The organism is Sporolactobacillus shoreicorticis, assembly GCF_024125445.1.
GTDB lineage: Bacteria > Bacillota > Bacilli > Bacillales > Sporolactobacillaceae > Sporolactobacillus > Sporolactobacillus shoreicorticis.
The window spans coordinates 17,829-30,919 of record NZ_JAMXWM010000010.1 but is presented as its reverse complement, the minus strand read 5'-3'; the positions used below and the strand labels follow the sequence as shown (position 1 = coordinate 30,919).

Annotated in this window: 10 protein-coding genes and 3 tRNA genes; all 13 read left to right on the top strand. The window is 44.1% G+C overall.

All coding sequences use genetic code 11. The annotated features are described in order from the left end of the window. The first annotated feature begins 133 nt into the window (after positions 1–133). The 13 genes from NIE88_RS09865 (at position 134) to NIE88_RS09805 (ending at position 13,081) form a co-directional block, all read left to right on the top strand. Positions 134–2,116: a DHH family phosphoesterase gene (locus NIE88_RS09865; RefSeq protein ID WP_253061692.1), complete on the top strand. Its 1,983-nt coding sequence runs from the start codon at positions 134–136 to the stop codon at positions 2,114–2,116. Continuing rightward, the gene (rplI, locus tag NIE88_RS09860; RefSeq protein WP_253061690.1) at positions 2,117–2,560 is read left to right on the top strand and encodes a 50S ribosomal protein L9; all 444 of its coding nucleotides are present in this window, start codon (positions 2,117–2,119) and stop codon (positions 2,558–2,560) included. 62 nt (positions 2,561–2,622) lie between these two features. After that, the gene (gene dnaB, locus NIE88_RS09855) at positions 2,623–3,993 is read left to right on the top strand and encodes a replicative DNA helicase (RefSeq protein ID WP_253061687.1); all 1,371 of its coding nucleotides are present in this window, start codon (positions 2,623–2,625) and stop codon (positions 3,991–3,993) included. Between the two features lie 150 nt (positions 3,994–4,143). Further along, on the top strand, positions 4,144–5,430 hold the full coding sequence (locus NIE88_RS09850; RefSeq protein WP_253061685.1) for an adenylosuccinate synthase: 1,287 nt from the start codon (positions 4,144–4,146) through the stop codon (positions 5,428–5,430). 150 nt (positions 5,431–5,580) lie between these two features. After that, positions 5,581–5,657: transfer RNA gene (locus tag NIE88_RS09845), tRNA-Met, on the top strand. 3 nt (positions 5,658–5,660) lie between these two features. Next, positions 5,661–5,736, top strand: a tRNA-Asp gene (locus NIE88_RS09840). A 7-nt stretch (positions 5,737–5,743) separates the two neighbouring features. Further along, positions 5,744–5,816 (top strand) — tRNA-Phe (locus tag NIE88_RS09835). Positions 5,817–6,135: 319 nt separating this feature from the next. Next, complete coding sequence (gene yycF, locus NIE88_RS09830) at positions 6,136–6,855, top strand: response regulator YycF (RefSeq protein ID WP_253061683.1); 720 nt, start codon at positions 6,136–6,138, stop codon at positions 6,853–6,855. After that, positions 6,848–8,662 (top strand): cell wall metabolism sensor histidine kinase WalK, encoded by a 1,815-nt coding sequence (gene walK / locus NIE88_RS09825; protein ID WP_253061681.1) that lies wholly within the window; start codon positions 6,848–6,850, stop codon positions 8,660–8,662. Before yycF ends, walK begins: the two co-directional genes overlap by 8 nt. Before the next feature lies 1 nt (position 8,663). Then, positions 8,664–9,980, top strand: a complete 1,317-nt coding sequence (locus NIE88_RS09820; protein WP_253061679.1) for a YycH family regulatory protein — start codon at positions 8,664–8,666, stop codon at positions 9,978–9,980. After that, positions 9,977–10,795, top strand: a complete 819-nt coding sequence (locus NIE88_RS09815; protein ID WP_253061677.1) for a two-component system regulatory protein YycI — start codon at positions 9,977–9,979, stop codon at positions 10,793–10,795. The genes NIE88_RS09820 and NIE88_RS09815 overlap by 4 nt, the downstream gene beginning before the upstream one ends. A gap of 34 nt (positions 10,796–10,829) precedes the next feature. Beyond that, positions 10,830–11,624: an MBL fold metallo-hydrolase gene (locus tag NIE88_RS09810; RefSeq protein ID WP_253061675.1), complete on the top strand. Its 795-nt coding sequence runs from the start codon at positions 10,830–10,832 to the stop codon at positions 11,622–11,624. Positions 11,625–11,842: 218 nt separating this feature from the next. Beyond that, on the top strand, positions 11,843–13,081 hold the full coding sequence (locus NIE88_RS09805; RefSeq protein ID WP_253061673.1) for a S1C family serine protease: 1,239 nt from the start codon (positions 11,843–11,845) through the stop codon (positions 13,079–13,081). Positions 13,082–13,091: the final 10 nt, after the last annotated feature.

The window sequence follows — 13,091 nt, the reverse complement described above, 5'->3', positions numbered from 1 at the left end:
CAAACAGATACAGCTTTTTTCTCAATAATAAAATGGTCAAGCTTGTCTTTTAAAGCTGATTCATTCGTGTTGAGAATCTAGGCTACTCACATGATGGGTACGGAAAATGAGGCCTGTAGGAGCTGGAAAAATCTTGGCAAACCAATTTAAACATCGTTGGCGCAGCGATTTACTGATCGTAATCGGTCTTCTGTTTCTTCTGTTCCTCGTATTCGTTGCTTTTTTAAATTGGCTGCTGGCCGTCGCCGGACTCGTGCTTCTTGCCTTGTCCGTTTTATGGTTCCTGATTAATGAGCGTCAATTTGATAAGGAACTGATTCAGTATGCAGCGGGTATGTCCTATCGATTGAAAAAGGTGGGTAATGAAGCTTTGCTTCATATGCCGATCGGTATTCTATTGTATGACGAATCGGAACGTGTGCAGTGGTGCAACCCATACTTGAATCAAATTACTGAAGAGGATGGAAATACGGCAATTGGCCGGTCACTGAACGAAATAGCCGAATCGCTAAGCAAATTGATCGCATCTGATAATAAAGAATCAATGATCATCGCGTTGAATGATCGGCAGTACCGTGTGCGTTTAAAGCGTCAGGAGAAGCTGCTCTATTTTACTGATATTACCGATACTTTGGAAATTAAGAAGCGCTATTACAATGAGAAAACGGTGCTCGCTTTAATCTTTCTGGATAACTATGATGAAGTAACACAGGGTCTTGAGGATCAGGTGCGGAGCACAATTAATAATGAAACGACGACGATCATTAAGAACTGGGCATCGGAACATGGAATCTATCTTCGCCGTACAGATTCCGATCGATTTCTCGCGATCATGAACGAACGGCTGCTTCACTCTGTAGAGGAACAGCATTTTTCAATTTTGGATAAGGTACGAGAAATTACTGTTCCGCTCAGCCATATCCCTTTGACGTTGAGTATTGGCGTCGGAGCAGGCACGGCATCACTCGAAGATTTGGGAAGCTATGCCCAGTCTGCGCTGGATCTGGGGTTGGGGCGCGGCGGTGATCAGGCAGTTATTAAACGTCCGGACGGTGATGTACGTTTCTACGGTGGTAAATCAAATCCGGTGGAAAAACGTACAAGAGTACGTGCACGCGTGATCTCGCATGCTTTATCTGAACTTATGCTGGAAAGTGATCAAGTCATGATTATGGGCCATCGCGCGCCGGATTTGGATTCAATCGGTTCGTGCATTGGTATTTTGAAGATTGCCCATGCCAATGGACGAAGCGCCAAAATCATTATGGATCAAACGAATAATGTTTCAGGTGTTTCGAAACTGCTTGAGGAATTGAAAAAACAAAAGAATCTATGGTCGAACTTCATCAGTGCCGAACAGGCAGCCGATCAAGTGACAAAACGAACACTTATGGTCATTGTCGATACGCATCGTCCATCCATGGTAGTAAATGCGTCGCTGCTTGCCAGTGTTCACCGCATTGTGGTTATCGACCATCACCGCAGGGCCGAGGAATTTATCAGGGATCCAGTGCTTGTTTACATGGAACCATATGCATCGTCAACGTCTGAACTAGTTACCGAACTGCTTGAATATCAGCCGAATGAGCGTCCTTTGGATCTGATTGAAGCGACAGCAATGCTTGGTGGTATAGCTGTCGATACGAAAAATTTTACACTTCGAACTGGTTTTCGGACATTCGATGCCGCTTCGTACTTGCGCGCACACGGTGCGGACACAATCTTAGTACAGAAGTTTCTTTGTGATGATCTGGACCAGTTCAATCAGCGCGCGGAATTGATTCGCAGGACGAAGCTTTATAAAGCTAATATTGCGATTGCTGTGGGTAAGGATGAACAGATTTATGATCAGGTGCTATTGGCACAAACGGCGGACACGATGCTGATGCTTGAAGGAATACGTACGTCATTTGTCATTGGCAAACGAACGGATGGACAAATCGGTGTAAGCGCACGTTCGCTTGGTGATTTGAATGTTCAGGTGATTATGGAGAGTATTGGTGGAGGCGGTCATTTGAACAACGCCGCAACACAGATGGCAGACACATCAATTGAAGAAGCGACTGCTCGTGTCACACATGTGATTGATCTGTATCTTGAAGGAGGTCTTTCCTAAATGAAAGTTATTTTTCTGAAAGATGTAAAGGGGAAAGGAAAAGCAGGGGAAATCAAGGATGTATCTGAAGGTTATGCGCGTAATTATCTGCTTCCAAAGAAAATGGCTGTAGAAGCAAATAAGGGCAGCTTGAACCAATTGGAAGCGCAAAAGAAGAGGCGTCAAGAAGCTGAGGAAAATGAGCGTCGTGAAGCGATCGCACTGAAAGAAAAGATTGAAAACATGACGATTGAAATGAAAGCAAAGTCCGGAGAAGGCGGTCGACTGTTTGGTTCAATTACCAGCAAACAAATCGCACAATCGCTTAAAAAAGCGAAAATTTCTATTGATAAGCGAAAGATTGATTTACCAGAACCGATTCGGAGCTTAGGTTATACAGATGTGCCGCTGAAGCTGCATCCACAGGTTTCAGCAAAGGTTAAAATACATGTGACAGAAGAATGAACCATTCTATCCGCCCGGCGCGCCTCGGCGGATTTTAACGGTTTAAAAGAGGGAGGTACGATATGAGTGATTTATTTGCCGACCGGATTCCGCCACACAATATGGAAGCGGAGCAAGCGGTACTTGGTGCGATTTTTCTTGAACCTTCAACGGTGATTACTGCTTCTGAACTGCTTGTTCCGGATGACTTTTACCGGACAAGCCACCAGCTTATTTTCTCAGTAATGCTGGATCTTTCAGAGCGGAACGAACCGGTCGATGTAGTCACGGTAACCAATGCACTTCAAACATCTAAACGGCTTGAGGAGATCGGCGGGGTATCTTATCTGGCAGAACTGGCAGGTTCTGCACCAACAGCTGCCAACATCGACTATTACTGCTCAATTGTTTCTGAAAAAGCGACTCTTCGGCGGCTGATACGAACAGCAACACAAATTGTTTCCGATGGTTACACGCGTGATGATGGTGTTGAAGGCATTCTTGATGATGCAGAACGAAAAATACTCGAAGTAGCTGAGCGAAAGCGAAATGGTGAATTTCAATCCATTAAAGATGTGCTGATTGAAACCTACGACAACATTGAGATGCTGCAAAAACGCAAGGATGACGTGACGGGTACGCCGACCGGTTTTCTTGAACTTGACCGAATGACTGCGGGCTTCCAAAAAAGCGATCTTGTTATTGTTGCCGCACGTCCTTCTGTAGGTAAGACAGCCTTCGCCCTTAATATTGCACAGAATGTCGCAATCAAAAATGAGGCCAATGTCGCGATTTTCAGTCTTGAAATGGGAGCAAAACAACTGGCGATGCGTATGTTGTGCGCGGAAGGGAATATTAATGCTCAGAAATTGCGAACGGGCAGCCTGGAAGATGAGGATTGGCAAAAGCTGACCTATGCAATGGGCAGTCTGTCACGTGCAGGCATTTATATTGACGATTCGCCGGGTATCCGCGTCAACGATATCCGTTCCAAATGTCGAAGATTGAAGCAGGAAAAAGGTTTGGACATGGTGATGATTGATTACCTACAGCTGATCATGGGTTCCGGCGGCGGGCAAAGACAGGAAAATCGTCAGCAAGAGGTATCCGAAATTTCGCGGACACTAAAAGCGATGGCCAGAGAACTGGATGTTCCGGTTATTGCACTGTCACAGTTATCGCGCGGTGTTGAGGCACGTCAAGATAAACGGCCGATGATGAGTGATATCCGCGAATCCGGGAGTATTGAACAGGATGCCGATGTTGTCGCGTTCCTTTACCGCGATGATTATTACAATAAAGAAAGTGAAAAACAGAATATAATTGAAATTATTATTGCAAAGCAGCGTAACGGACCGGTGGGAACCGTGGAGCTGGCTTTTGTTAAAGAGTACAGTAAATTTGTCAACATTGATCGGAAACACAGCGATGATGATATACCAAGAGGTGCATAATAGTTTTTAATCGATTATAACCCGAACAATTTATGAAACAAAGTTCAAAACGTTCGTTTCCTCATTGACTTTTAAAACCGATTCCTGTTAGACTTAACAGTGGCTTTAGTGAACTAAAATATTATTTTGTAGAAGTTGGGGGCTAAATGAATGTCTTCTGTTGTTGTTGTTGGCGCACAGTGGGGCGATGAAGGGAAAGGAAAGATTACCGACTACCTTTCGGAGAACTCGGAAGTGGTTTCACGTTATCAAGGCGGGGATAATGCCGGGCATACAATCGTCTGGAACGGCAAGACATACAAATTACGATTAATGCCATCAGGAATTCTTTACAAAGAAAAGATCTGTGTCCTTGGGAACGGAATGGTTATCAATCCTAAGTCCTTGTGCAGAGAACTGGACTACATGAAGGAGAGCGGTGTGAGTACGGGTAATCTGCGCATCAGCAACCGGGCTCATGTGATCCTCCCTTATCATCTGAAATTAGATATGCTTGAAGAAGAAAATAAAGGCACATCCAAGATCGGCACAACACAGAAGGGCATTGGTCCCGCATATATGGATAAAGCGGCACGCGTCGGTATTCGGATGGCGGATCTTCTGGAACCGGAAACCTTCCGTACGAAGCTGGAAAAAAATCTAAAAGAAAAGAATCGGCTTCTTGAGAAGTTTTATGATACACAAGGCTTTGATATTGATGATATTTATGAGGAGTATCTTGGCTATGGAGAGCGTTTGAGGCCGCTTGTGTGCGATACTTCAGTCGTACTGAATGATGCACTTGATGCAGGTAAGCGAGTTCTGTTTGAAGGTGCTCAAGGCTGCATGCTGGATATCGATCAGGGAACCTATCCGTTTGTAACATCGTCCAACCCGGTTGCCGGAGGTGTGACGATTGGCGCGGGTGTCGGACCAACGAAAATTAATCATGTTGTCGGTTGTGCGAAGGCATACACGACTCGTGTCGGCGACGGTCCGTTCCCGACAGAACTTACTGATGCAATCGGTGACCAGATTCGCGAGGTCGGTCATGAATATGGAACAGTAACCGGACGCGCGCGCCGTGTCGGCTGGTTTGACAGCGTCGTTGTTCGCCATTCACGTCGTGTCAGCGGTCTAACAGATCTTTCACTGAATTGTGTGGATGTCCTCACAGGACTTGAAACGGTAAAAATTTGCAAGGCTTATAAATATAAAGGAAAACTGATTGAAGAATTCCCGGCCAGCTTGAATGTTCTTGCCGAATGCGAACCGATTTACGAAGAAATGCCCGGCTGGAAAGAAGACATTACCGGAGCAGCATCTCTGTCTGATCTTCCTCCGAATGCTCGTCACTATATTGAACGGATTGCACAGCTGACTCAGGTCGGTCTGTCACTGTTCTCTGTTGGTCCGGACCGCACTCAAACCATTGAAGTGCGCAATCCCTTTCGCTAATATGAGAATGAAGTGAACAAAAGATAATGTCATGGCCTCCTCTAAAGAGACCGTGGCATTTTTATTTTATAAAAAAGTTGCAATTACGTAATAACGGTGGTAGAATATTTCTTGTGCCGCAAAAAGACATGCTTTTCTTTTTAACAATATCGCGGGGTGGAGCAGTCTGGTAGCTCGTCGGGCTCATAACCCGAAGGTCGTAGGTTCAAATCCTGCCCCCGCAACCAAATGGATCCGTGGTGTAGGGGTTAACATGCCTGCCTGTCACGCAGGAGATCGGCGGTTCAAATCCGCTCGGATCCGCCATTATTATGGCTCGATAGCTCAGTCGGTAGAGCAGAGGACTGAAAATCCTCGTGTCGGTGGTTCGATTCCGCCTCGAGCCATGTTTTGCCAAACATAAGCGAAAAACGCTCTTAATAGAAAAAAATACTTAATGTAGAAGAAAGTCTCTGGGTTCAGTCAGAGACTTTTTTCTGTTCTTCCGTCATTATGACATCGAGATCGTGATTATGTTAAAATAAAAAAGAAACGGTCAATAAAAACGAGTGAATTCGGAAGGTCATACTTCGATCTGGGAATGGTTAAGAAATGGCGAATGCAGCTTGTCGTTATTCTCATACCACTTACACGATGGCAAAATGAAATAAAGAAAATATTGCATGGGAAATAAATCACAAGAGATTAACAAGGGGGCTGCACAAATTGGAGAATAAAATTCTAGTTGTCGATGATGAACAGCCAATTGCGGATATAGTACAGTTTAATCTAGAAAAAGAGGGCTATGAAGTCGTATGCGCTTATGATGGTGAGGAAGCTCTTCTAAAGGTTGAAGAAGAAAATCCGGATATGATTCTGCTTGATGTTATGTTACCGATCAAAGACGGCATGGAAGTATGTCGTGAAGTACGAAAAACACATAACATGCCGATTATTATGTTGACGGCCAAAGATTCGGAAATTGATAAGGTGCTTGGTCTTGAAATGGGTGCTGATGATTATGTCACGAAACCGTTCAGCAATCGTGAATTGATCGCACGCGTAAAGGCTAATTTAAGGCGGCACAGGCAAGAGGGCGCGGAAGAAGAGAAGAAACAGGAGAACAATATTGAAATCGGTGATTTGGTGATTCACCTTGATGCTTATGTGGTCACAAAACGTGGAAAAATGGTTGAACTGACGCATCGTGAATTTGAACTTCTTCATTATCTTGCCGATCATATTGGACAAGTAATGACCCGAGAGAACTTGCTGCAGACGGTGTGGGGCTACGACTATTTTGGTGATGTACGGACCGTGGATGTCACGGTGCGCCGGCTGCGTGAGAAAATTGAGGATAATCCAAGCCGGCCAGCTTGGATTATTACGCGGCGAGGTGTCGGCTACTACTTAAAAGAACCTAATCAGGAGTCTAGTGATGAATAAGGTCGGTTTCTTTAAATCGATTCAATTTAAAATTGTTTTAATTTATGCACTGCTTATTCTGCTTGCCATGCAGCTGATCGGTGTCTATTTTACCGATCGTGTCAAGACAATCACGCTGGACAGTTTTGAGAAGTCGCTTGAGAGTCAGAGCCAACTGATTGCCTGGAATGTAGGCGAAGCGATACGTGAGGCAAAGGAAACGAATAATGACGATTCGAATCATGTGACGGATCAGATTCAAAACCAATTGCTGGAGCTCGATAGTAATATTAGAGAAATTCAGGTCATTGATCCGAATATGGTGATTATTGCTGCCGATGAGAAGCATCAGAGTGCCGTAGGGAAACGAACGACCAACAGGTTGATTATTCAGAACTTATCCTCTAAGGTAACTAATAAGTATCGATTTACCGATAAAAAAAATGGTGAACGTGTCGATGTTGTGACGACACCAATCCAAGTAGACAGCATGCATTATGGCACGCTTTATGTTGAGAAGAGCTTCGAGAGTGTCTATAGTCAGTTGCAGCAAATTAATCAGATTCTTGCATCGGCGACTGTGTTTGCCTTGCTGGTCACGGCAACGCTTGGCTTTTTCCTTGCGAGAACCATTACGCGTCCGCTTGTCCAAATGCAGCACCAGGTACTTGCTGTGTCGCAAGGGAACTTCACACGAAAAGTAAAAATGAGCGAGCCCGATGAAATCGGCCAGCTTGCGATGTCTTTCAATAACATGACGATGAAGCTGCGTGAGGCAAATGCGACGACTGAGTCGGAACGGCGCAAATTGAAGTCAGTGCTGACCTATATGACCGATGGGGTTGTTGCGACCGATCGCAAAGGAAATGTCATTTTGATGAATAATCGTGCTGAGCAGCTGCTTAATGTTTATCGGCACGATGTGACAGGAAATTCAATTTTAGATTTGTTAAAGATCCGCAAAGAGCACAGAATTATGGATCTCTATGAATTAGAAGACTCCCTTGTGCTTGATTTTAGTACGGATGATGAAACGATTCTGCTGCGTGCGAACTTTTCAGTCGTTAAAAAGGATAATGGACTGGCAAATGGTTTAATTGCGGTGATTCACGATGTAACCGAGCAGGAGCAGGTGGATATGGAACGCCGCGAATTTGTTGCCAATGTCTCGCATGAACTGCGTACACCACTGACAACAATGAAAAGTTACTTGGAAGCACTGCAGGACGGTGCGGTTGAAGACGCAGCGCTTGCAACGAAGTTTCTTGGCGTTACGCAGCGTGAAACGGAGCGTATGATCCGTCTGGTTAATGATCTGCTCCAGCTTTCCAGGCTGGATTCCAAAAATCATAACCTTCGTCTTGAACGAACAAACTACATAGAATTCTGCGGCAGTATTATTGATCGGTTTGAAATGTCCAAAAAACAGAATATTGAGTTTGTCCGTTATTTTCCAAAAGGATCATTCTTCGTTCAAGTCGATCGTGATAAACTGACGCAGGTAATCGATAATATTATTTCCAACGCGATTAAATATTCTCCTGAGGGCGGTATGATTACGTTCCGTATCACACGCAGAGGACGAAATATCCGAACAATGATTAGTGATCAGGGAGTTGGAATTCCAAAGGAAAATCTGCCGAAGATTTTTAACCGATTTTATCGTGTTGATCGCGCACGATCGCGTAAATTAGGCGGTACAGGACTGGGACTCGCCATCGCCAAAGAAATGATTGAGGCGCTGGGCGGAGAAATCTGGGCGGAAAGTGATTGGAATCGAGGGACAACCATTCATTTTGTACTCCCGCTGGATAGAAGGGATCTCTAAGATGCATCGTGAAGTATTCAAGTCCGTATTGCTGGGGGTGCTCGTACTTGCGAGCGTCGCCATGACCTTCAATATACTGTTCTATAAATCGGACTTCCAGAATTATAATCCGAATTCAACGAAGCAGGTTGCCATCGCAAAAGAGCAAAAAATACCTGAAGTAATTCGGCCTAATTTAATGCTGGAACGCAATAAGAATGGAGCGTTCGGGCAAAACGGCAACAGACAGATACAAAAGGTATATACATTGCTTCGTCAATGCGTTTTTAGTGAACAATCAAGTAGCAACTCTGACAAAGATGACAGCGAAAACACGCATTATGAGCTTGTTTTTCCGGCGCCGCTCACTTTTGACGCATTGAGCAAGGTGTTTCAATTTGACAACAGCAAATCGCTGAGTACCAATCACATGCTTGTAGATCGTATCGACGTGTTCAGTTCTTCAAACGGGCGAAATGTTACGGCAATTTTCTCTTCTCAAAATGAAAGAAACAAATTCTATACAACTGTTGATCATTTGAATATCAACAGTTTGAAAGCTTTGTATGGCGATGCGGATCTTCGCCCTTATGAGCGCCTGACTTTGAAAGGAAAAATCGTCTACTTGCCGCAAGAAAAAACAAAAGTTGATTCAGAAGTCAGTTATTATGAGCGGCTTTCATTGGAAAAATTCATACCAATTCTTTTTACTGATCCCGATAATGTATTTGCTGCGAAAGGAAAAACAGAATACACTGACAGCGAGCGGCAAATGGAACGTACAAATAATATCATTCAATTTGTAAATCCGGGCATTACGAGTACATCGGAACAAAAACAGGATCCGATACTCGGCAGCTTTGATTGGGTGAACAGCGTCAAATTATGGACAGATGATTATATTTATCAAGGCATTTCATTGAAAAATTATCGCGGGGACGGAACGGTCAGCTTTCGTATGACCATAGGTGACTATATGGTATTCAATACGGAAACGTATCCCAATTGGTATTTAAGTATGATCGAACTTACTTGGCGAAGTGGTGAGTTGAGCAACTATAAAGGCACGCTTTTTGATTTGAATCCGGTTGACAGTCAGGGAAGCATGACACTTGACTCGGGTAAAGAAATACTTGATCAATTGAGCCAAGCCAATGTGCATGTGAAGTCGATCGAGGATCTGGCTATTGGTTATGAATTGAAAAATCCTGCTTCAGGTTCAGATCAATCCATTGTAGCGACGCCGGATTGGTTTTATAAAATTGGCGGTCGCTGGTATTCAGCATCCGATGCGCTCATGCCTGCCCATGGCATTAACGGGAAGGAGGATCCATCATGAATTGGAGCAGAACAAAATCAATTTTCATTATTTGTTTTCTTCTTCTTGATGTTTTTCTTGTCTTTGAGATGTACATGAGGCAGCAGGATGAAAGTGTAGAAGATGTCTCAGACAGTGGATCGAAATACAGTAATTACGAAGTAGAGACCGTTATTCCGTCTCTGCCTAAAGATATCACGTTCCTTCGCGGAACAAGAATATATTTCAATCAGGAGAAAGAAGCACTTGTTCAGTTATTGGATCGTAAAGACAATACTGAAAAACAAAAAATCACTTTGGAAGAGGACGGCCGGCAATTGACGGGGCTCTTTTCAAAACCCAAAACACTTGGTCGTATTGAGAAGAATGAAGATGTACAAAAAGCACTGCTCAGTATGGTTTATCAAGGTCAGGATTATAAATTTTGGGAGTTTGGAGCAGATAAAAGTACTGTGAAATTTGTTCAGACCTATCACAATCGACCGGTGTATGTCAGTACACGAAATCGAATGCAAATGCTTGATTTTACCGTTCAAGACAATCAAGTAACCGGATTTCGTCAAAACTATTTTAAATTAAGCTCGAATCAGAAAAATCATGTAGATTTAATTAATGCTGAACAGGCAATTAAGTATTTGGCAGACCGAACTGATCTGGTCGGCTACAAAACTTTGCGCATTAGAGCAATTGAACTATGCTATTTAAATACGGTGGGCGACGGCGGTGCCGATCCGCTCATCTTCGTTCCAGCATGGCATATTACGGTTCATACGAACGATCATACCAGTGATTACTTCGTTAATGCAGTCTCAGGTAATGTACAATCGGTTAATTAAAAATCGATTTTTTTCACCCTTGGGAGGGGTAGAAGTGGCGTTTAATTTTAGTGTACTTGCAAGTGGCAGTACGGGGAACTCGCTCTATATTGAAACAGAGCAGCAACATTTATTAATTGACTGTGGATTAAGCGGCAAGAAAATGATTGAATTATTAGGACAAATCGGACGCCGGCCGGAAGATATTGATGGAATTCTGGTTACCCATGAGCATAGTGACCATATCAAAGGACTCGGGATCTTTGCACGGCGTTTCCATACGCCGGTCTATGCGAACAAGAAAACGTGGCAGGCAATGTCGACCGGAATCGGTGAAATACCGATCGAACAGAAATTTGAATTTGCGCCGAATACAACGAAGGAATTTGGAGGCCTGGTCCTTGAGTCATTCTCCGTTTCTCATGATGCGGCTGATCCGATGTTTTATGTTGTCCATGATCACGAAAAGCAGCTGGCTCTCTTGACCGATCTCGGTTATGTTTCCGAGCATATTAAGGGATTAATCAATAACTCAGATGCATATATTATGGAAGCGAACCATGATACGGACATGCTCATGATGGGGCGCTATCCTTGGAGTGTGAAGCGGCGTATTTTGGGTGACACCGGTCATATTTCAAATGAAGAATCAGGGTTGGCGCTGACTGATGTATTCGGAGATCGGACAAAGAAAATTTATCTTGCCCATTTGAGTAAGGACAACAATATGAAGGAATTGGCACGAATGAGTGTCGGTCAGCGTTTGGAAAGTGTGGGAATTGAATTAGGAAGGGAAGTAAATCTCTGTGATACCAATCCCGATCACGCAACGGAATTAACCGCAATATAGGTTTAGTTGAGGGAATTTGTGGCTATTCTTTACATAGAACAACGGCAATTTTGCGATGCATATAGAAATAGTCACATAATTTTCATAAGCAAGAAAATCGGTGGTAAATTATTCATAAAGAAAACATTATGACTACTGGAACTTCGGATCGTGCTGAAGCGGCCGCCCGTTTCTTTGGTTCTCGGTATCATTGTAACTATTGCGAGGAGGAAATGTGTATGGGGTATTATGATGACAACCACATAGGAAGCGATTCGGAATCCGAAGGCAATGCCCGCCAAACACGAGAAACCCGCATGCGTGGCGGATGGTTCTTCTCGGGTTTCATCGGGGCTGTCGTCGGTATGGTTTGTCTGTTGATCTTTGCTCCTATACTTTCGGATCTTGGCGTCTTTCCCTATCAGGTATCGACAGGCGCGCAGAATTCCAATAATGTGAGCAATCCGACTTTCAATCGGCAAATGAACGTTAATGTTACCTCATTGGTTACCGAGGCTGTAGACAAAGTATCGCCGGCGGTTGTCGCCGTTATCAACCTGCAAAAGGCGAATTTCTTTGATAACAAGTATACTGAATCAGGAATCGGCTCAGGTATTATTTATAAAAAAGATAATCAGTATGCTTATGTGGTAACGAACAACCATGTGGTCTCCGGTGCGGAAAAAGTGGAAGTCCGCTTGAACGATAGCTTGAAAACAAATGCCACGATTTTAGGTAAAGATTCACTCTATGATTTGGCGGTGCTCAGAATTCCGGTAAAAAACGTTAAAACCGTTGCTGAGTTCGGCAATTCGTCTAAACTGAAACGAGGCGAGCCGGCAATCGCAATCGGCAACCCGCTCGGATTTTCAGGCTCTGTTACCGAGGGGATTATCAGCTCGACGAGCCGTACGATTCCGGTTGAAAGCAATAACGCATCGATTGAGGCACAGGTTCTCCAGACCGATGCCGCAATTAATCCAGGTAATAGTGGCGGTGCTCTTGTCAACATAGCCGGTCAGGTGATTGGGATTAACTCATCGAAGATCGCATCGACAGGAAGCGATACCAATGAAGGTGTTGAGGGTATCGGATTCGCGATTCCGATTAATGTCGCGAAACCGGTGATCAGCAAGCTTGAATCCGGGGGCAAGATTGAGCGGCCGATGCTTGGTGTCAGCATTGTCGATCTTTCAATGGTACCGAATGAAGAAGCAAAGCAGTTGCAGCTGCCGTCCGACGTAAAGACCGGTCTGGTTGTTACCGATGTACAAAGTTCAAGTCCTGCAGCCAAGAGCGGACTCGAAGCGGGCGACGTGATTACGGAAATCAATGGACATAAGATTAAAAGCTACATTGAATTTTCCACGTACATGTATACGGAGCTTCGTGCGGGACAAACGGTGAATATCAAATATTATCGAATGGGTAAAGTCCACACTTCCAAGTTAACCTTGGGAAGCAAGACATTTTCGTAATAAATAAGGC